Origin of the sequence: Bacillus sp. SH7-1, assembly GCF_008042405.1 — a bacterium.
GTDB classification, from domain to species: domain Bacteria; phylum Bacillota; class Bacilli; order Bacillales; family Bacillaceae_G; genus Bacillus_A; species Bacillus_A thuringiensis_N.
The window spans coordinates 43,798-63,344 of sequence record NZ_QNUD01000017.1 but is presented as its reverse complement, the minus strand read 5'-3'; the positions used below and the strand labels follow the sequence as shown (position 1 = coordinate 63,344).

The following is a 19,547-nucleotide window of genomic DNA, read 5'->3' as shown; positions in this document are numbered from 1 at the left end:
CCCTCCTCAACCAAAATATAGGTTATCTACTAAACTATTAAGCAACATAACCATTTACAATATAACAGACTCATTCCGATTCGTATAGATAGGAATGACTACTATTTGCCTACATTTACTATATTGGAATATAAAAAAGAAGCTATAATATATAGCTTCTCTCTACGTTTCTTTAGTCCCTTTGCACCTTATATTCTGCAACTTTACCATCTCTATCAAATTGTAAAACAAGCTGTTCACTATCTATCGAAATAAAACCACGTTCATTTCCAAGATAGTACGAAGTGATAACCCCGTCTTCTCCATTTCTTGTTTGAGTAGGCTCTCCTAATAATTTTATAATTTCCTCATTTGATTTCCCTGTTAATTTATATTTTTGTAGTAGATCATCTACCATATGTACCCGTTTTTCTTCAACATTTAACCACCGATCTTGATTAAACTTGGAAGTGTATGTATTCATACTTAATTGTGCAGTACACACTAACAATAGAATGCCACCTACTATCATTACACCTAGCATTTGCTTCTTTTCTGTATTACGATTTACAGAAGTACGTAAGACGAACTTTTGAATCACGACTAATAAAACAAATGGCATGACTACTACAAACATACCTTTTACACTTAATGACATGTGAACCGCATCAATCACAAAAATAAACGCAAAATACATTAGTATATACAAACAAATATAAACATACAAAATACCCCTTAATATTGCACTCAGAATGCCCACCCCTTTTTTAATTCATTCTATAATTCATCCGACTAATGATTTCTCGAAGTTTTTCTAATTCTTGACCTGTATATATTACTTTGCCCGTTAAGATTTCATTTCTGAAAAACGTTACAATTTGCTCTCTATCCTTTAATCTCGGCGTTTTTTCTTCAGAAAGATCTAGCACTTCTTTCCCACTCTCATTAGAAAAATATACAATCGGTTTTACATTTTCCTTTACAATATCAACCTGCATTTCTTTCAAACAATTGTATAGAATATGAGATAGTTTCTTCGCTCTATATACTGGATTCCCTTCATTTTTCACTTGTATCGTTAATGAATCTTCACCTGTAATATATTCAAACGTCTCTTCTTTCTCTATCTCTTGTTGATACTTGCCAATTTCATCAATCATAAATGCATATATACTAGCATTTTCTTTCGTTAAGCCATGAATTAATTTCCCGGTCCATTCTTTCGTCTCAAGTAGATAAATACCCGTTTTACTTAAGACAAGATGATGAATTCGAAAATCATTTCCTCTATGCTGATTTCTCATAAAAACATTCGGCATAATATGAAATTCATTATCTAGTATTATGCCTTGCTCTACGAAGCCACGCTTCATATAATGTAATGTTTCGTGTGTATTCACTTCAGCTCTATTTTTTGTATACTCTCGCAAATTTGCAATTAAATTTTGAAACATATGTATTTCATTACTATGTTTTTCTTGCATTTCACTACGTTCTTTACTATGCTGTACAGCTAATTGATTTTTCATCATACGCATATTTTCAAGTTCTCGAGCTGCACTTATTTGTAAATCACTGTATTTCTTCTGTTCCATATTTTTCAATGTATTTTGTTGTTCTTTATGCTCTGTAACCGTGGCTGCAATTTCATTTTCATACGTTTCAATTGCTTGTTTCTTTTCAAATTCTACTTGCTGACTCTCTGATTCTAACTGTTTATTTTTATAAAACAGCACGAATACTGCAGCTAATAATAATAAAATCACACCTATTAGCACATAATCCATATTTTTTCTCCTTTATTTCATTCCCTACTATTTTCCATGCACATTTCTACTACATTATACTATGTTATTCGTATATTTTTCGTAAAAATTTCAAGCACAGCCAAAAGACCTTGTAATTCTACAAGGCCTTTTGTAAACTTCCTTTATTTTGTAGTAAATACATATTATAATACAACCCTTGTTCACTCAGTAATTCTTGGTGTGTTCCTCTTTCTACTACCTCTCCATCATGCATAACGAAAATTTGATCTGCATCTTGAATTGTAGATAATCTGTGCGCAATGGCTATAGTCGTTCTCCCTTTTCGCATTTGCTGTAACGCTGTTTGGATCGCGTCTTCAGTTTCTGTATCAATATTAGCTGTTGCTTCATCCAATACTAATATTTTCGGATTCGTTGCTATCGTTCTAGCAAAAGCAATTAATTGTCGTTGACCACTAGAAAATGCTGCTCCTCTTTCTACTACCTCTGTTTCATACTGCTCTGGTAATTTTTCAATAAACGTATTGGCTTGCACAAATTGTGCCGCTTCTTTTACTTCTTCATCTGTAATTTCTTCATTGTACATACGAATATTTTGTTTTACATTTCCCGCAAATAAAAATGCATCTTGCAATACGAGTCCTATTTTCTTTCTAATTTCTTGTTCTTCAAATTTCTCTAAATCTACACCATCTATTACAATATTTCCAGACTTAATATTATAAAATCGCATTAACAAATTCATAATGGTACTTTTTCCGCTACCAGTGTGCCCAACAAAAGCAACCGTTTGCCCTTGTTTCACGTGAAAAGATACATTTTTTAAAACATCACGTTTTCCATCATACGAAAAAGTAACATTTTTAAATTCAATATCTCCATTAACGACTTGAGGATTTCCATCCCCTTTTTGAACTGGCGCTAAATCTTTCTCATCCATTAAATGAAATACACGTGATGATGAAACAAGTGCTTGTTGAAAAAATGACAATTTCATCATCATCTCATTTACCGGCTGGAAGAAACGATGTATATAGTTAACAAACGCATATAAAACGCCTACTTCAACAGGACTTTTCAAAGCATCAATGCCAAATAAACCAAGTACTAACGCAATCGCTACAATATGTACTAAATCCGTAGCTGGACGTAAAAGCAATGCATCTAACTTTAACGTACGTCGCCCTGCACTATAATGTTTATTGTTCACTTCTTCAAACTCTCTTCTCATACGCTTTTCTTGTCTAAACACTTGAACAATATTCATCCCTTGAATGGACTCGTTTAACTTTGCATTTAACACGCTTAATTGATTACGCACTTCTAAATAAAAAGCTGCACTTTTCCGGCGATATAGCACCATAATCGCAAACATTATCGGAATTAGTACGAGAGAAAATAGCGCTAATTTTACATTTAATAAAAACATCGCTACTAAAATACCTACTAAAAACACGATATTTTTAACAAATGTTGATAATACACTAACATAAAAATCTTTAATTGCTTCCGTATCATTCGTTATGCGCGATACGAGCGTACCAATCGGCGTACGATCAAAGAAACTTAATGACAACTTTTGAACATGATCATATACTTCAACACGCATATCTTGAACAATTTTAAAAGCGATATTTTGAAAATATAATAAGTCTAAATAAGTAAATAATACTTTTAATAAGTGAGCAACAATATACACTACAAATAGAGTAACAAGTGCTGATTGATCAAAGTTACGTGGTACTAAATGTTCATCAAGAAATTGTTTAATTAAAAAAGGACCCATCATTTCAGTTACAGTTGCACCAACTAGAAATAAAAATGCTAAAGATAACAACCCCTTATATGGCCTCATATAAGAAAGCAATCTTCTTAAATCGCTCTGTTTTTTCTCAGCCATCATACGCCTCCTTTCTCGACTAATGCCTCTAACTGCTGGCTCTCATACATTTCTTTATACCAACCATGTTCTTTCATTAATTGCTCATGTGTACCTCGTTGCACAATTCTACCTTCATCCACAACAAGAATGAGATTGGCATGCTGAATTGCACTTAAACGATGAGCAGTAATAATCGTTGTTTTCCCTGCTCTTTCCTTCTTTAAAGCATTTAATATTGTTTCTTCTGTTTTTGCATCTACTGCTGATAAACAATCATCTAAAATTAAAATTTCAGCATTCGTTAATAAAGCACGTGCAATAGAAATTCTTTGTTTTTGACCTCCAGATAAAGAAACGCCTCTTTCCCCAACTACTGTTTCATACCCTTCTGAAAATTGAAGGATGTCATTGTGAATACAAGCAATCTCTGCAGCACGGGTAATTTCATTATATGTAGCATCCGCCTTTCCAAAGGCAATATTCTCCCCAATACTCGCTGAAAATAAAAAATGGTCTTGCGGCACATATGAAATGGCAGAACGGACACCGTAAAGTGTTACATCTCGAATATCCCGCTCTCCAACTTTTAATTCACCATTAAAATGATCATACTCACGGATTAAACATTTTAATAAAGTTGTTTTCCCTGCACCTGTACGTCCTACAACCCCTAGCGTTTCTCCCTTTTTCAAATCAAAGTGAATATCTGTTAAATGTAACAGTTCATTTTTCTTATACGAAAACGAATCGACCGCAAATGAAACATCACCGCTCGCTATTGTATGCACAGCATTTTCTCTATTTACTACATCTGATTTTTGCGAGAGGATTTTTTCTACACGGTCATACGAAGCACGCCCACGCTCCATAATATTAAACAACCATCCAAACGCTAACATTGGCCAAACGAGAGTACCTAAATACGTCGTAAATGTAACGAGATCACCTACTGTTAATTCACCTCTCACAACTAATACTGACCCATAACATACTGCGATTAAAAATGAAAATCCTACGATAAGAGCGATTGTTGGATCAAATAATGCATCAATACGTGCGACTAACATATTTTTATGTACGACATCTTCTGATTTTTTTCGAAACGCTTGTAAATCTTCTTTCTCCTGTCCAAGCGATCGAATGACCTTCATCCCACTCATACTCTCTTGCACTTTATCATTGATTTCCGAAAACGATTGCTGCGCTTTATGAAACCTTTTATGTAATAAAGTTCCGTAATAATTTGTCGATATTGCTACAATCGGCATCGGAATTAAGCTTAACAATGTTAACTTCCAACTAATTGTAAAACCCATCGCCACGAGTACACATCCCCCAACAGCTAAAGAGTCAACCAGTGTTAAAACGCCTGCTCCAGCAGTTTGCTGAATCGCTTGAATATCATTAGTCGCATGTGCCATTAAATCACCTGTGCGATTTGACTGATAAAACGATGGACTCATCTTTGTAAAATGTTCATACAAATTTTTCCGTAATTGGCGAGCCAACTTTAATGAAGAGCCAAAAATCATAATACGCCATACGTAACGTAATATGTACATCGTAATACCTACAATTACTAAGAGTACAACCCATTTTAGTAAATTATCAGTCGTTAATGTTCCATCATTAATTTCATCTACAACAATCCCAATCACTTTTGGTGCTACAAGTTCTAAAAGTGCAACGCCAAATAATAAAATAATTCCGGTTATGTACGCTCGTTTTTCTTGTTTAAAAAACCACGCTAAATTCATAAACACTTTCATTTTTTTCCTCCTCCCTTAAAATGAGCGATGTTTTCAGTTTATCAAAAATACAGAATTTTTAAAAGTTTTAAACGCTGTAACTAACAAAAAGAAAAGACACTCTTAGCGAGTGTCTTTTAGCGCTTATTTCATTTGTTGTTTGTTCATCGCGCTCATCATTTGATTGATTTTCTTTTGGGAAGGTTTTTGTCCCATTTGCATCATCATCATTTTTAACATTTGTTCGTTAATTGGTGGATTTTTTTGTAAGTAATTCATCATGTATTTGCGGGCAATGAAAAATCCTAACGCCACGCCTGCTACTAGTGCTACTACGCCCACTAGAATACCTAACCAAATTGGCATATATTTTCCTCCTTCATGTTGTCTACCTTACAGTGTACTAAAACCTTTTCAATAAGACAAGATACAATTCGACATTTTTTACACATATGTTCGTACTTGTTTTAGAGGATTCAGCCATCCATACTTTGTATTTTCATAATCCATAGCTAAAAATGTTAATTCACACTTTCTCAACACCTCAAAGAAAGTCGTTTCCATAGAAACATTTCCAGAGGTATTCATACGAATATAGTGTGGTTTCACCATTATTTCGCCATATTCCGCCCCTGTATAAAGTGTATGTGTATGATGTGTTCGATCATATTTACCAAGAACGCGCAAAGCTTGTTCTAATTTATGATGAATTTTCATTACTTGTAATGGCATAGTTATATACATCATTTGTTTATATAACACTTTTTTCTCCGAAAGGGACCCAGATTCTGAAAATCGAGCAAATAAATCAAAAAACAAATATTCACGACCAAAGTAAGCTTTCGCAATATCCTCTTGAATTAAATACAATTCATACGTTTTCATCTTTCGCCTCCCAATCTGGACAACCTTTTCTCTTCATTATATAGAAGAAAATTTGCAATGATTGTCTGACTGCGGAGAGATAAAAAACTTTTTCTGTCGAAAAAACTCATTTACATAGAAAAACCTCTCCATGCCGGAGAGATTTTTCTAAAATCATTAAAGCATTTCTTTTACTTTACGAACAACGTTCTCTACAGTAAATCCATACTCTTCCATAATCTTCTCACCAGGAGCAGAAGCACCGAATGTATCGATACCTAACACATCTCCTTCAAGACCTACGTAACGGTGCCATCCGAATGTAGCACCCATTTCAATCGCGAAACGTTTTGTTACTGCTTTTGGTAATACAGATTCTTTGTACTCAGCTGTTTGAGCTTCAAAGCGATCCATAGATGGCATGCTGACAACAGCTGCGTCTACACCGTCTACTGCTAGAGCTTTTTGTGCTTCAATAGCTAGACTTACTTCAGATCCAGTTGCAAGTAAGATTACATCAGCTGTTTCTTTCTTGCTTGCAGAAACTACATACGCACCTTTTGCTACTTTTTCATACGTATCGTCTTTTGCACCTTCTAATGTTGGAAGGTCTTGACGAGTTAATACTAAAGCAGTTGGTTTATTTGTAGATTCAAGAGCTAGTCTCCAAGCTGCAACAGATTCGTTACCGTCAGCTGGACGAATAACAGATACATTTGGCATTGCACGAAGCGCTGCTAATTGCTCGATTGGTTCATGTGTTGGACCATCTTCACCAACAGCGATACTGTCGTGTGTGAATACATACGTTACTGGCAATTGCATTAATGCTGCAAGACGAATTGCTGGACGTAAGTAGTCAGAGAATACGAAGAACGTACCACCGTAAGTTTTTAAACCACCATGTAGTGCAATACCGTTCATTGCCGCACCCATTGCGAACTCACGTACACCGTACCAAATGTTTTTACCGCTGTAATCATCTCTTGTAAAGTCTTTTTCGTTATTCATGTATGTTTTGTTAGAACCAGCAAGGTCAGCAGATCCACCGAAGAATGATGGTACAGACTCTGCAATTGCATTAATTACAGCACCTGAAGAATTACGAGTTGCTGCTTTAGATCCTAATTCATAAGTTGGTAAGTTTTGCTCCCAACCTTCTGGAAGTTGACCGTTCATTGCTGCTTGCAATTCGTTTGCTAATTCTGGATATGCTTGCGCATATTCGCCTAACATTGTATTCCAAGCTGCTTGCGCAGTTTCACCAACATCTTGTACTGTTTTGCGGAAGTTGTCATATACTTCTTCTGCAACATGGAAGTCTTGCTCAGCAGTCCAAGCATATGCTTCTTTTGTTAATTTTGTTTCGTCTACACCAAGTGGAGAACCATGTGAAGCTGATTTTCCTGATTTGTTTGGAGAACCGAAACCAATTGTCGTTCTTACTTCAATTAGCGTTGGGCGTTTTTCGTCAGCTTTCGCTTCTTCAATTGCTTTCGCGATTGCTTCAATATCATTTCCATCCTCAACACGGATTACTTGCCATCCGTATGCTTTATAACGATCTTCTACACTTTCAGAGAATGAACGATTTAAATCGCCATCTAATGAAATATCGTTTGAATCGTATAACACAACAAGACGACCTAATTGTAAATGAGCAGCTAATGAAGATGCTTCAGCTGAAACGCCTTCCATTAAATCTCCATCACCACAAATAGCGTATGTATGATGATCTACTACATTATACGCATCACGGTTATATTTAGCCGCTAAGTGTCTTTCAGCCATCGCCATACCTACCGCAGTTGCAATACCTTGTCCAAGTGGACCAGTAGTTGCATCTACACCAGCTGTATGACCGTACTCAGGATGTCCTGGAGTTTTGCTTCCCCATTGACGGAAGTTCTTTAAATCATCCATTGTTACATCATAACCAGATAGGTGAAGTAGGCTGTATAATAACATTGAACCATGACCTGCAGATAATACGAAACGATCACGGTTAAACCACGTTGGGTTATTTGGATTGTGTTTCATAAATTGAGTCCATAATGTATAAGCCATTGGTGCTGCACCCATTGGCATTCCTGGGTGACCAGAGTTTGCTTTTTCAATCGCATCGATGGATAATGTGCGAATCGTGTTGATAGAAAGTTGTTCGATTGAATGTGACATGCTATTCTTCCCTTCGCTTATATTAGTAAACGTTTTATACATTTATATGATAGCTTCCCACGCAAGATTATACAACATGTATCGACAAATATGTTGATGTTTTTTTGATTTTTTATAAAAAAATCAATGATTTCGGGAATGTATGGGTATTCAATATGACATACTTTTTCATTGTTTTTATTTTAAAAAGAAAGAGAATTATCTGTATATTTATTCATCAACTTCAAATTCCATAATGCAAAATATACCCTTCCCCACTTTTTACTCTACGCAACAAACGAATAAAAGACTTTAAATGTTGGCATAATTTATCTCGATCAAATATACACCTTTCATATTCTCCATCAGTATTATTGGCGTTTTCTCATTGAAACTGGCCTCTCAGTTCAATTGCTTCTGCCACTAAAGAAAATATGCTAACTAGCTAACTAGCGAACAAAATAACTGTTCTGCTATCACTGCCCCTTGCTGTTCAATTTTTGTAATACCATAATAATGAATTCCAAACCCTTATGCTCTTTTAGTAGGACAATAAACTGGCATCCAATAGATAAAATCTAATAGCTACACGATTAGCTCATCACTTAATACAACGTACTCATCTACCTTGGCCTCTTCTTTATATAAAATACAATATTCAATCCAATCCACACCTTTAAAATCCAATCTTTTTTCATTTAAAATAAATACGAACTCGTGCCGTAAAGCCAAAATACCACCCCCTATTTCCCACATTCATTATTCCTATTATATAAAAAAGCACCTTTATAGGTGCTTTTAAAATAAATCATACAATTTTCTTCCTTATCGAACTTGAAATAAAATCAATGATAATGACCATTAAAATGATGCCCAATAAAATAATTCCCACACGCGACCAATTGCGTGAACTCAGTGCAAAAATTAAAGGCGTACCAATACCCCCTGCTCCAATAACACCTAAAATAGCAGCGGATCGTACATTAATTTCGAACCTGTATAACGTATACGATAGAAAATCTGGTAATACTTGTGGCAATACTGCATACCAAAGTATTTGAAACCGATTTGCACCCGTTGCTATTAACGCTTCTGTCGGTCCCTTATCTATATTCTCGATTCCTTCTGAATATAGTTTTCCTAACATCCCAATAGAGTGTAATCCTAAAGCTAGAACTCCAGCAAAAGAGCCTGGTCCAACAGCTTTTATAAATAAAAGGGCCATAACTAATTCAGGAAATGTACGAACAAAACTAAGTACAAATTTCCCAGTTCCTGAAGTTAATCTTCCACTGCTCATATTCGTTGCCGCCCAAAAAGCGAATGGAACAGATAAAAAGGCAGAAATAAATGTACCTAATATTGCAATTGCCAACGTATCAATTAAACCATGTAATAAATCTTCACCATCTGGCAAAGATACATACGCCCAATCTGGATTCAATACACCTGTCATAATTGCTTTTGTAATTTCTCCTGCTGTATCCTTAATTCCCTCTAGCGGTACTCCTGAGAAAGCCCATACATAAACAAATGTAAGTGCTATAAAAATAAACCAGCGATATACACTCGGTTTCTTCGGTTTTGGTACGATTACCGTCGTTTTGCTCATTATAATTTCTCCCGCAACAATGTACTTACATAATCAATTAACAATACAACAACAAGAGTATAGATAATAATAGATGCAGTTTGTTGATATTGTAAAAAACCAAGTGTACGGTCATAATATAATCCAATACCACCTGCTCCTACTAAACCTAAAACAGCTGCTGCACGTACGTTCACCTCAAATGTATAAAGAACATAGGAGATAAAATGTGCTTTCACTTGCGGAATTACCCCATAAACAATCCATTGCACTTTATTTGCTCCTACTGCTGTCATCGCCTCTAATGGACCTGGGTCAATCGATTCAATTGACTCATACAACAATTTCGCCACGAGCCCAATTGAGAAAAAAGTAAGAGCCAAAATACCTGGAAGTGGTCCTATTCCAAAAATAGCTACAAAAATCGCCGCTAATAATAAATCTGGTATCGTTCGGATAAAATTTAAAATCAATCGAGCTGGACCGTACAAAAATGTACTAGTAAACACATTACTTGCCGCAAATAGTGCCAGTGGAATAGCTAAAATCGCTCCTAAAGTCGTCCCAATAGTTGCCATACGTATTGTATCCAACATCGCTGTTGTAATAACTTGAAAATAACTCCAATCTGGCGGCACCATCTCTTTTAACAAGTCAATCATATTAGGAAAACCAACTACTAGTTTTGAAAATGATGCGTCGACCTGTACACTACTTCCCCACAACAGCAAAATGACTAGAATAGCCGTTAACATATGTTTCAACTTACTCGGCGGCTTTGGTATCGATTTCGAATATATCGTCACGTCATTCATTTAACTGCCACCTCTAATAATTCACTTTTCTGCGCTACGTCTCCATAAATTTCAGCAAATTTTTCATCCGTTGCCTCTTCTACTGAACCATCAAAAACAATTTCGCCTGCATGTAATCCAATAATGCGTGTTGCATATTGCCTAGCTAAATCAGTAGAATGTAAGTTTACAATTGTTGTAATCCCAAAATCTTCATTAATTTTTTTCAAATCATCTAATACTTGCTTTGTTGTTAGCGGATCTAACGACGCAACAGGTTCATCTGCCAATATAATTTTCGCTTCTTGCACCAACGCTCTAGCAATCGATACACGTTGCTGTTGTCCTCCTGATAATTCATCAGCTCGCGCATATGCTTTTTCTAAAATATTCACCCTTTTTAACGATTGAAAAGCAAGCTCCAAATCTTCTTTTGGAAATAGACCTAACGTTGTACGTAAAGTCGAATGATACCCAACACGGCCAGCTAATACATTTTTCAATACCGTTGATCGCTTTACAAGGTTAAAACTTTGAAAAATCATACCAATATCTCGGCGCATACGGCGTAATCCTTTTCCTTTTGCAGCAGTAATAGACTCACCTTCAATCATGATTTCGCCTTCTGTAATCTCATGAAGACGATTTACCGATCTGAGAAGTGTGGACTTTCCAGCCCCGGACAGCCCCACCATTACAACAAATTCGCCTTTTTCAATTTTCAAGTTTATATTATTCAATCCTTTTGTACCATTCGGATATACTTTGGAAACATTTCGAAACTCTATCACACATCTTACCTACCTTCTATGAATTCAAAACGGCAAACTAACTGAAAACATACCTTTCCAGTTAGCTGCCATTTCCATATGTATTATTGCGTTTTTACTTTCTTCCCATATTCACGAACGATATCAAATTTACTATCATCAGATTTAACATATCCTTCATGTGAATATACTTCTTTTATGATTTTGTGACCTTCCTCATTCTTTCCTATTTCAATGAAAGCATCCTGTAATTTCTTGCTCCACTCTTCATCTAAATCAGAGCGTACCGAAATCGTATCGTTTGGAATCTTCTCCGTAAATTTCACTATTTTCGTTTGATCGAATATATTCGGATAATCTTTTTTTACAATATTACGAGCATCTTGGAATACAACAGCTGCATCTACATCACCATTTAAAAGAGCAATAAGCGACTGATCGTGACCTTTTAATGTAACAGGTTTCACATCTTTTAACGGATCAACACCCTCTTTTAATAGTACAGCCGCAGGCCATACATATCCCGCTGATGACGTTACATCTTGATAACCAATTTTTTTACCTTTTAAATCTTTTACACTATTAATATTTGAATCTTTCTTAACAACAAATTCAGATTTATAAAAGTCTACTAAATCCTTTGTAGGAGCTCCTGTTTCATCGTCCACTCCAAAACGTTGTGCTTGTAAAATTACGTTTGCAGCCTTTTTTTCATGCGCTAGCACATACGCTGTTGGGGGTAAAAATCCTACATCTACTTGCTTAGATGCCATCGCTTCTACAATTGTATTGTAATTCGTTGAAATACTAACTTTTACTGGAATATTTAATTTATCACTTAGTAGCTTTTCTAATGGTTTTGCCTTCGCCTCTAACGTATCTGCATTTTGAGAAGGAACAAATTGAACATTTAAAGTCTTCGGTACATACCCTTTTTTCGTATCTTCATTTTTACTTGCGCTTGATTCCTTCGTTCCACAGCCACTTAATAATCCCGCCGCTAGTACAACCGTCGTACTCATTGCAAAAACTTTTTTCAACATATAAATGCCTCCATTTTTGTTGTTATAAAATAACCTTCCGTAAACATGAAGAAATATATCATACATTTTCACGAATAATTGCTTATTTACAGAATCTTTACACATTCTATACATTCTCATTAAAATTCTCTTCATATATTTGATATGCTTAATTAATAGATAACAATAGAAAAGGTGAATGATATTGAATCAAACTCAAATTGTGACTTTAAACATCTTATTAACAAGTGATATACATGGCACTGTTTATCCAATTCACTACCAAGATAACTCCAAAGCTGAAATTGGTTTAGCTAAAATTTCTACTCTTATAAAAAAAGAACGATCCGAAAATACAAACGTTCTTTTAATTGATAACGGTGACTTCATACAAGGAACACCATTTACTTATCATTACGCTACTTATGAAAAAGATAAGAAAAATCCAATGTCTTTATTAGCGAACTATTTACGTTATGATGCTGCAGTTATTGGAAATCATGAATTTAATTATGGAATGGATGTATTAAACAATGCTATTTCTACTGCAAACTTTCCGTATCTATCAGCAAATATTTTAGACATAAACAGAAACGAACCTTATTTTGGGAAACCATATATAATAAAACATATTGAATCAAATATAAAAATTGCTATTTTAGGGGTGACAACGCATTACATTCCCAATTGGGAACAACCCCATCACATTAAAGATTTACAATTTGAAGATGCATTAGAAACAACAAAAAATTGGGTTTCTTACATTCGCGAACACGAGAAACCAGATTTACTTGTCGTAGCGTATCATGGGGGATTCGAACGTGATTTACAAACTGGGGTACCGAGTGAAGTTTTAACAGGTGAAAACCAAGGATATGCAATGTGTCATGAAATTGAAGGCATAGATATTTTACTAACAGGCCACCAACACCGTGAAATTGCTCACACCGCAATAAATGGTGTAACAGTTTTACAAACCGGATGCAATGGACACTTCATTGGAAAAGTAACAGTAACATTCGAAAAAATAAAACAAAAATGGATAAAAAAAGAGAGTTGTTCACAATTATTGCCCGTGCAAGGAATTGCGACGGACCAAGATATTCTTTCCTTGGTTACCAATTATGAAGAAAAAACACAAAGTTGGCTCGATCAACCTATTGGACTAATCTATGGGGACATGCGAATTTTAGATGCTATGCAAACTCGTTTGCAAGACCATTCTTTTATTGAATTCATAAATAAAATACAGATGGATATAGCTAATGTTTCCATTTCTTGTACAAGCTTATTCCATAATACATCTCCAGGTTTCCCGAAATGTGTAACAATGCGTGACATCGTTTCTAATTATATTTATCCAAATACATTAAAAGTAATTAGAATAACTGGAGCGGATATAAAAGATGCTCTCGAACTCTCTGCTTCTTATTTCACATTAAAAGCAGATGGAACCATCATCGTAAACCCTAGCTACATAGAACCAAAACCGCAACACTATAATTACGATATGTGGGAAGGAATTTCGTACGTATTAAATATTTCCAAACCAATTGGTGAGAGAGTAGAATCTTTACAGTATAAAGGCACTCCTCTTAATATGGATGAAGAATATGACGTCGTTATGAATAATTATCGCGCAAGCGGCGGAGGGAACTTCTTTATGTTTCAAAATAAGCCTGTAATAAAAGACATAACAACAGATATGTCTGAACTTATTGCTAACTATATATTGAAGCACAAAAAAATAGAAGCAACAATCAATAACAACTGGAAAGTTATTAACTAACGAATATAATAAATAAAAAAAGATGGGCTTCGCCCATCTTTTAGTTTAATTTTGCATTATCTTGCTTTTTTAAAGCTTTTAATTTCGCCGGCGTAACATCAGTACCTTGTTCGTTAACGACTTTAATTCCTTTAAGTTCGTTTAACATATTTTGACGAAATCCTTTTAAATATTGTTCACGTAGCGATTGACGCTCACGTTGTTCTTCTTCAGTTAGACCTTCAGCTTTTGCTTTTTTCGCTAAGAAGTTAATGCGTTCAACGAGTTCGTGACTAAGCATCTCGAATCCCCCTTCTAATCAAAACTGATTATTATCATACAATAGTTACTCTTCTTTATCAAGCAATTGCTTTGTATACTCTACATATCTACGATGTACCGTCGCTTTTGAAACATTATGCCCAAAGCCGCGAAGCGTTGCTGCAATTTCTTCGAAAGTAAGTTCATTCTTGCGCAAACGCACAATTTCCTCAATCGGCACTTCTTTCTTCTCTCGTCCTACGCTTAAATGACGATTCTTTAAATTATTTTCTGGACGATAGCCCTTTTCTACTGCGCGTTGCATACCACGTTTAATTTTCAAATTATGAATCTTTCTTTGATACTCTTCAACAATACCAATAATATCTAATACCATCGAATCCGAATCCGACAATTGTAATTCTCCATTATGCGTATGCGTGTATACTTTTATTCCCTCTTTATGTAAACAGTGCATTAATGCAATCTTTGCATTTCCCCTACCAAGGCGCGTTTCATCTTGTATGAGTAGCACATCAATTTGTTCGTCTCGAATTGTATCTAGCACTTCTAATATTCCATCACGTTCAATTGTATAACCGCTAGCCTGCTCTTCAATCACCTTAGTAACATTCATTTGATAGCGCTCCGCTAAATGCAATAATTCATCTTTTTGACGTAATAATGATGTTTCTTGCGCTTCTTTTGTTGTACTCACACGTGCATAAATAATTGCATTCATTATGAACCCCTCTTTCTCACTATTATTTCCCTTCAGTGTAACATAAATTCGCCTTTTGTTCGAACTTATGTTTGTAGAATGTTTTTTCACATGTTATACTTATTAATAAGAAAAATGAAAGAAAACGAGGTGTTAGAAAACATGGAAAAGTTAACGAAACGCCAGCAAGACATTCTCGACTTTATTAAGCTAAAAGTACAAGAAAAAGGATATCCACCTTCCGTACGTGAAATCGGTCAAGCAGTCGGCCTCGCTTCTAGTTCTACAGTGCACGGACATTTATCAAGATTAGAAGAAAAAGGATACATTCGACGCGATCCAACAAAACCACGAGCAATCGAAATTTTAGGTGATGACCGAATGGATACAGAAACACAATCTGTTATTCAAGTTCCAATCATCGGAAAAGTTACTGCTGGATTACCAATTACAGCAGTTGAAAGTGTAGAAGATCACTTCCCACTTCCAGCTAGCATTGTTGCTGGAGCAGATCAAGTGTTTATGTTACGTATTTCTGGAGATAGTATGATTGAAGCTGGTATTTTCGATGGAGATCTAGTTGTTGTTCGCCAACAACAGTCTGCATATAATGGTGAAATTGTAGTCGCTTTAACAGAAGATAACGAGGCAACTGTTAAACGTTTCTATAAAGAAAAAGACCATTTCCGCCTACAACCGGAAAACTCTTCATTAGAACCTATCATTTTAAAACAAGTGTCAGTTATCGGTAAAGTAATTGGCGTGTATCGTGATTTACATTAAGAATATAAAAAAGATAATTACCTTATATATATACGGTAATTATCTTTTTTGTATTTTGATAGATTTTCATACATTCTATTTCTTATAAACGCGTTTCAATCGTCACATCTCCAGCAGCAGTTTTACCGCTAATCTTTTTACTCCCATTACCAATTGTTACGTTTTTATTTTCTTCATTAAAAATTGTTACATCTCCAGCAGCACTTTGTCCGGTGATTACCGCATCTTGTGGTTTTTCCGATAAAATAATATCTACATCTCCAGCAGTTGAACTTGCTTCTAGATTATACGTAGAATCATGATCTAGAATATTTATTTCCCCACTGGTCGTTTTTGCAGTCACTTTCCCTATTACTTTTTTAAAGTTCAGCTCACCAGCTTTTGTAGATCCCTCCACATTCTTAGCCGTTACACGTTTCAAATCCACTTCACCAGCAAGTGTCTCAACACTTACACGGTCACTTTTCACATCACTTATGTCGATTTGTCCAGCAGATGAATTTACTTTTACATCTTGGTAAGAGCGTTCAGGTACAAGGAGAGTCAATGTAGACGTTTGAAACCTAAAATCGTAAAAGGAAAAATCAAATGAAGCACCTTTTTCTCTTTCCCCAATGATTTTTAATGTGTCACCATCTTCAGCAATACGAACCTCTTGTTTACGTGTATCTCCTGATTGCTTTACATAAAAAGAAGAGTCAGGAGATTTTTGGACAACAATATCCCCGGCATCTAACTTAACTTCTATATTTTTTAATGTTTCATTTTTGATTATATCTTCTTTGTTTCCTTTTTCTGCAGTTTGCACTGCTTTTTCATATGTTTGTGAAATCCCAATTACTCCAATAATGATACAAGCGATTGCTACTAACAATATTTTTTTCATCATCTACTCCCCTTTTATCATTTTGAAGTTCCATATTACATAACGTACGCATAGCCTTTTAAACCACTTCGTACTATAATAAGCGATAATACATAACAACAAACCTACTCCAACAAACGTTATACTAACGAATAAATCCAACCATATAAAAGTACCCATAAATACTTTTCCAATTACGAAAAATGGTGTCACTACACTAGCAATCCCACCGACCCAAAAAGAAAATATAAAAGCAATAATTGCAACTAACGGGCCTAACACAATAATGAAATTAAACAAACTAAGTCCAATTGCTGCCATGACAGCTCTTGTCACATTTGAAGTTGATGGATCTTTTTTCATTTCATCGAAACGATACATCGCAAGCAATTCTTTTGCAATTACTTTCGGAGAGCCAAGCCCCTCTATTATTTCCGATTCAGTTTTCCCCTCTTCTATCCCAAACTGAAAATGCTCTTCATAATCAAATAAAATATCTTTCCTCTCTTCGTCTGGTAACTTTCTAAGATGACTTGATAATTCCTTAAGAAACTGTTCTTTACTCATGCCATTCCACCCCTTCAATAATTTCTTGTACGCCTTTCGCAAAATCACGCCACTCTGTTACCAACAAATTCAGTTGCGTTTCCCCTTGCTCAGTTAGTTGATAATATTTACGAGGCGGCCCCTCCGTAGATTCTTTTAAATACGTTTGAAAATATCCTTCTTTCGTTAAACGACGTAATAAAGGATACACTGATCCTTCCGATATTAAAAATTTATTTGAGATTTGCTGAACAAGTTCATAACCGTAGCAATCCTTACGTTTCACAAGTGCCAACACACACAGTTCTAACACACCTTTTTTAAACTGAACGTTCAAGGATAGTCCTCCTTTCTCATTTCAGTACTGTTCAATACACGGTACCTTCATTATCCATAATATACCACTTAGTATTGTTTATTGCAAGGTACTATATTTTAAAACACTTGAACTTTAATATTAAACATATCCGATACCGAACAAAACATATCATACATTTTTTTATACCCATAGATATTACGCATGTTACTTTTACTTATCCACTCTTTTGGAACAAACAAATCATTCGAATTTCACCACGTTACATTAAAAATATGGAATAAAACTTTAAATACCTCCATAATTTTTTTCGGGCATTTTTGAGGCGTCTATTCAATTCATTTCAACTAACAACTATATTGCCCACAAACAAAAAAAGCCTTAATACCGTAGTATCAAGGCTCTTTAATCTCTTAGTAAAGAGACATATATTGATCGCGTTCCCATTGGTGAACTTGTGTTCTAATCAAGCTTCACACCCTAATAACAAATCAAAATAATCACGGAACCGCTATTTATAAGGAATCTTAAAAATTTGAAACTCAAAACAAATAATATTGTTTCATTATTTTGTGGGCATTTTGTGGGTACTTTTGTGGGCATCTATTAATCAAAAAACAAAAGAGCACAGCGTGTATATAAAGTGCTACCAACACTCTGTATACCATCCGCCTACTCTGGATAGGCAAACACTTGCTGTACTCTTACGGACTATTTTACAGTACGTAAGGGCTCCTTAGCAACAGTTTGCTTACATCTGGCATTCTGTTGCTTTTTTGTTTTATACAAAGGGGCCTATATAATATGGAAAAGAAGCGTATCGATGTTATCGCAACTAAAGAATCCTTCCACAACTTATCATCATTCAAATATGTGGAAGAACTAAATAAAACTGTACGTGCATACAGAGACACTATCCGTATGTCTATTAAACGTACTGACGTACAATCTAAACTTATTACGTTACTTGAAATTTTAAAGCGTCACAGCTGCAAATATGTAGGTGTTAGTTTCCTATGCAAAAATAGAATAGCTGAAAAAATGGAAGTTTCATATAAAACTGTACAACGTTTAATGAAGAAACTTGTGGATCTAGAGATGATTAAACAAGTAGCAATGAAACGTACAAAAGATATGCTTCAAACTTCTAACGCTATTATCATTCAACCAATTGTGGAAGAAGTGTCCAACAAGGTAGATACAAAAAGTCCTACAAAGTGTCCTACCATTAAAACAACCCCTGTTTCCTTAAAACAAAATATAAAAGATATAAACAAACGTAATAGTAATGAGAATAGCAATACTCCTGAAGAGAACATTGAACAAGCTGATTTTGTTGCTCATTGGGTACCACAACGTTTTCTTTCTTTAGTTAGCTCTTTTTACAGTGAATCTAAAACAATTCAAGAACTGTGGAAGGTCGTAAGACAGTGCAATGATGTGATCGATTTTGAAACTGGTGATAAAGCATTTAACAAAGAGCAAGAGCTTGAAATCGGCTTAAAATCTATTAAAGAATTTGTTATGAAAATTAAATCCGGCACAAAAATGAAGAAGGGTAAATTCGCTTATTTCAACGGTATTGTAAAGAATTTAATGGACAAGTACTTTTGGGATAAAGAGTTTATGGAATCATAAAAAATTCCATATCTTATTTATATAATTTATATTATGGTATAATATGCTAATTAAAATGTATTAATTATAAAAG

At 34.9% G+C, this 19,547-nt stretch carries 19 protein-coding genes and 1 pseudogene; 3 read left to right on the top strand and 17 right to left on the bottom strand.

Going from position 1 to position 19,547, the window contains the following annotated elements:
* Window positions 1-172: 172 nt before the first annotated feature.
* The 12 genes and pseudogenes from DN390_RS16220 to DN390_RS16165 form a co-directional block, all read right to left on the bottom strand.
* Window positions 173-739 (bottom strand): hypothetical protein, encoded by a 567-nt coding sequence (locus DN390_RS16220; RefSeq protein ID WP_088116287.1) that lies wholly within the window; start codon window positions 737-739, stop codon window positions 173-175.
* A 7-nt stretch (window positions 740-746) separates the two neighbouring features.
* On the bottom strand, window positions 747-1,766 hold the full coding sequence (locus tag DN390_RS16215) for a nuclease-related domain-containing protein (protein ID WP_147807815.1): 1,020 nt from the start codon (window positions 1,764-1,766) through the stop codon (window positions 747-749).
* Window positions 1,767-1,884: 118 nt separating this feature from the next.
* A complete protein-coding gene (locus tag DN390_RS16210) occupies window positions 1,885-3,648 on the bottom strand; it encodes an ABC transporter ATP-binding protein (RefSeq protein WP_147807814.1) in 1,764 nt (587 codons plus the stop codon).
* A complete protein-coding gene (locus tag DN390_RS16205) occupies window positions 3,648-5,399 on the bottom strand; it encodes an ABC transporter ATP-binding protein (protein ID WP_060631877.1) in 1,752 nt (583 codons plus the stop codon). The genes DN390_RS16210 and DN390_RS16205 overlap by 1 nt, the downstream gene beginning before the upstream one ends.
* A gap of 123 nt (window positions 5,400-5,522) precedes the next feature.
* A complete protein-coding gene (locus DN390_RS16200) occupies window positions 5,523-5,744 on the bottom strand; it encodes a YneF family protein (RefSeq protein WP_001123317.1) in 222 nt (73 codons plus the stop codon).
* Between the two features lie 78 nt (window positions 5,745-5,822).
* The gene (gene sirA, locus DN390_RS16195; RefSeq protein ID WP_000860645.1) at window positions 5,823-6,263 is read right to left on the bottom strand and encodes a sporulation inhibitor of replication protein SirA; all 441 of its coding nucleotides are present in this window, start codon (window positions 6,261-6,263) and stop codon (window positions 5,823-5,825) included.
* A 156-nt stretch (window positions 6,264-6,419) separates the two neighbouring features.
* Window positions 6,420-8,420, bottom strand: coding sequence for a transketolase (tkt, locus tag DN390_RS16190; RefSeq protein WP_147807813.1), 2,001 nt, complete (start codon window positions 8,418-8,420; stop codon window positions 6,420-6,422).
* Between the two features lie 223 nt (window positions 8,421-8,643).
* Window positions 8,644-9,131, bottom strand: a pseudogene (locus tag DN390_RS31770) (coproporphyrinogen III oxidase).
* A gap of 76 nt (window positions 9,132-9,207) precedes the next feature.
* The gene (gene phnE / locus DN390_RS16180; RefSeq protein WP_097949173.1) at window positions 9,208-10,011 is read right to left on the bottom strand and encodes a phosphonate ABC transporter, permease protein PhnE; all 804 of its coding nucleotides are present in this window, start codon (window positions 10,009-10,011) and stop codon (window positions 9,208-9,210) included.
* Entirely contained in the window at window positions 10,011-10,805 is a 795-nt protein-coding gene (gene phnE / locus DN390_RS16175; protein ID WP_147807812.1) for a phosphonate ABC transporter, permease protein PhnE, read from the bottom strand. The genes phnE (DN390_RS16180) and phnE (DN390_RS16175) overlap by 1 nt, the downstream gene beginning before the upstream one ends.
* Window positions 10,802-11,575, bottom strand: a complete 774-nt coding sequence (gene phnC / locus DN390_RS16170) for a phosphonate ABC transporter ATP-binding protein (protein ID WP_147807811.1) — start codon at window positions 11,573-11,575, stop codon at window positions 10,802-10,804. Before phnC ends, phnE (DN390_RS16175) begins: the two co-directional genes overlap by 4 nt.
* 83 nt (window positions 11,576-11,658) lie before the next feature.
* Complete coding sequence (locus tag DN390_RS16165; protein ID WP_000915052.1) at window positions 11,659-12,597, bottom strand: phosphate/phosphite/phosphonate ABC transporter substrate-binding protein; 939 nt, start codon at window positions 12,595-12,597, stop codon at window positions 11,659-11,661.
* Window positions 12,598-12,781: 184 nt separating this feature from the next.
* Between DN390_RS16165 and DN390_RS16160 the strand changes: the two genes are divergently transcribed.
* Window positions 12,782-14,365, top strand: coding sequence for a bifunctional metallophosphatase/5'-nucleotidase (locus tag DN390_RS16160; RefSeq protein ID WP_147807810.1), 1,584 nt, complete (start codon window positions 12,782-12,784; stop codon window positions 14,363-14,365).
* A 40-nt stretch (window positions 14,366-14,405) separates the two neighbouring features.
* On the opposite strand, the gene DN390_RS16155 is transcribed toward DN390_RS16160, so the two are convergent.
* Both DN390_RS16155 and DN390_RS16150 read right to left on the bottom strand, forming a co-directional pair.
* The gene (locus DN390_RS16155) at window positions 14,406-14,645 is read right to left on the bottom strand and encodes a DUF896 domain-containing protein (protein WP_000948565.1); all 240 of its coding nucleotides are present in this window, start codon (window positions 14,643-14,645) and stop codon (window positions 14,406-14,408) included.
* 45 nt (window positions 14,646-14,690) lie between these two features.
* Window positions 14,691-15,347 carry a YneB family resolvase-like protein gene (locus DN390_RS16150; protein ID WP_060631882.1) on the bottom strand — a complete coding sequence of 219 codons (657 nt, stop codon included), beginning with the start codon at window positions 15,345-15,347 and terminating at the stop codon, window positions 14,691-14,693.
* Between the two features lie 141 nt (window positions 15,348-15,488).
* Between DN390_RS16150 and lexA the strand changes: the two genes are divergently transcribed.
* Window positions 15,489-16,109 (top strand): transcriptional repressor LexA, encoded by a 621-nt coding sequence (gene lexA / locus DN390_RS16145; protein ID WP_060631883.1) that lies wholly within the window; start codon window positions 15,489-15,491, stop codon window positions 16,107-16,109.
* Between the two features lie 82 nt (window positions 16,110-16,191).
* Here the strand turns inward: lexA and DN390_RS16140 are convergent, their stop codons facing one another.
* Genes DN390_RS16140 through DN390_RS16130 form a run of 3 tightly spaced genes read right to left on the bottom strand, consistent with a single transcriptional unit; the run spans window position 16,192 to window position 17,857 of the window.
* Complete coding sequence (locus tag DN390_RS16140) at window positions 16,192-16,998, bottom strand: DUF4097 family beta strand repeat-containing protein (protein ID WP_147807809.1); 807 nt, start codon at window positions 16,996-16,998, stop codon at window positions 16,192-16,194.
* Window positions 16,999-17,541 carry a DUF1700 domain-containing protein gene (locus DN390_RS16135; RefSeq protein WP_147807808.1) on the bottom strand — a complete coding sequence of 181 codons (543 nt, stop codon included), beginning with the start codon at window positions 17,539-17,541 and terminating at the stop codon, window positions 16,999-17,001.
* Window positions 17,534-17,857 (bottom strand): PadR family transcriptional regulator, encoded by a 324-nt coding sequence (locus tag DN390_RS16130; RefSeq protein ID WP_147807807.1) that lies wholly within the window; start codon window positions 17,855-17,857, stop codon window positions 17,534-17,536. The genes DN390_RS16135 and DN390_RS16130 overlap by 8 nt, the downstream gene beginning before the upstream one ends.
* 783 nt (window positions 17,858-18,640) lie before the next feature.
* On the opposite strand from DN390_RS16130, the gene DN390_RS16125 reads away from it, so the two are divergent.
* On the top strand, window positions 18,641-19,474 hold the full coding sequence (locus DN390_RS16125; protein ID WP_147807806.1) for a helix-turn-helix domain-containing protein: 834 nt from the start codon (window positions 18,641-18,643) through the stop codon (window positions 19,472-19,474).
* Window positions 19,475-19,547 lie beyond the last annotated feature (73 nt).

Bases quoted from the DNA above. Each gene is read 5' to 3' on its own strand.
- DN390_RS16215 (WP_147807815.1), bottom strand. From the start codon at position 1,766: ATGGATTATGTGCTAATAGGTGTGATTTTATTATTATTAGCTGCAGTA.
- DN390_RS16210 (WP_147807814.1), bottom strand. From the start codon at position 3,648: ATGGCTGAGAAAAAACAGAGCGATTTAAGAAGATTGCTTTCTTATATG.
- DN390_RS16205 (WP_060631877.1), bottom strand. From the start codon at position 5,399: ATGAAAGTGTTTATGAATTTAGCGTGGTTTTTTAAACAAGAAAAACGA.
- DN390_RS16200 (WP_001123317.1), bottom strand. From the start codon at position 5,744: ATGCCAATTTGGTTAGGTATTCTAGTGGGCGTAGTAGCACTAGTAGCA.
- sirA (WP_000860645.1), bottom strand. From the start codon at position 6,263: ATGAAAACGTATGAATTGTATTTAATTCAAGAGGATATTGCGAAAGCT.
- tkt (WP_147807813.1), bottom strand. From the start codon at position 8,420: ATGTCACATTCAATCGAACAACTTTCTATCAACACGATTCGCACATTA.
- phnE (WP_097949173.1), bottom strand. From the start codon at position 10,011: ATGAGCAAAACGACGGTAATCGTACCAAAACCGAAGAAACCGAGTGTA.
- phnE (WP_147807812.1), bottom strand. From the start codon at position 10,805: ATGAATGACGTGACGATATATTCGAAATCGATACCAAAGCCGCCGAGT.
- DN390_RS16165 (WP_000915052.1), bottom strand. From the start codon at position 12,597: ATGTTGAAAAAAGTTTTTGCAATGAGTACGACGGTTGTACTAGCGGCG.
- DN390_RS16155 (WP_000948565.1), bottom strand. From the start codon at position 14,645: ATGCTTAGTCACGAACTCGTTGAACGCATTAACTTCTTAGCGAAAAAA.
- DN390_RS16150 (WP_060631882.1), bottom strand. From the start codon at position 15,347: ATGAATGCAATTATTTATGCACGTGTGAGTACAACAAAAGAAGCGCAA.
- lexA (WP_060631883.1), top strand. From the start codon at position 15,489: ATGGAAAAGTTAACGAAACGCCAGCAAGACATTCTCGACTTTATTAAG.
- DN390_RS16140 (WP_147807809.1), bottom strand. From the start codon at position 16,998: ATGATGAAAAAAATATTGTTAGTAGCAATCGCTTGTATCATTATTGGA.
- DN390_RS16135 (WP_147807808.1), bottom strand. From the start codon at position 17,541: ATGAGTAAAGAACAGTTTCTTAAGGAATTATCAAGTCATCTTAGAAAG.
- DN390_RS16125 (WP_147807806.1), top strand. From the start codon at position 18,641: ATGGAAAAGAAGCGTATCGATGTTATCGCAACTAAAGAATCCTTCCAC.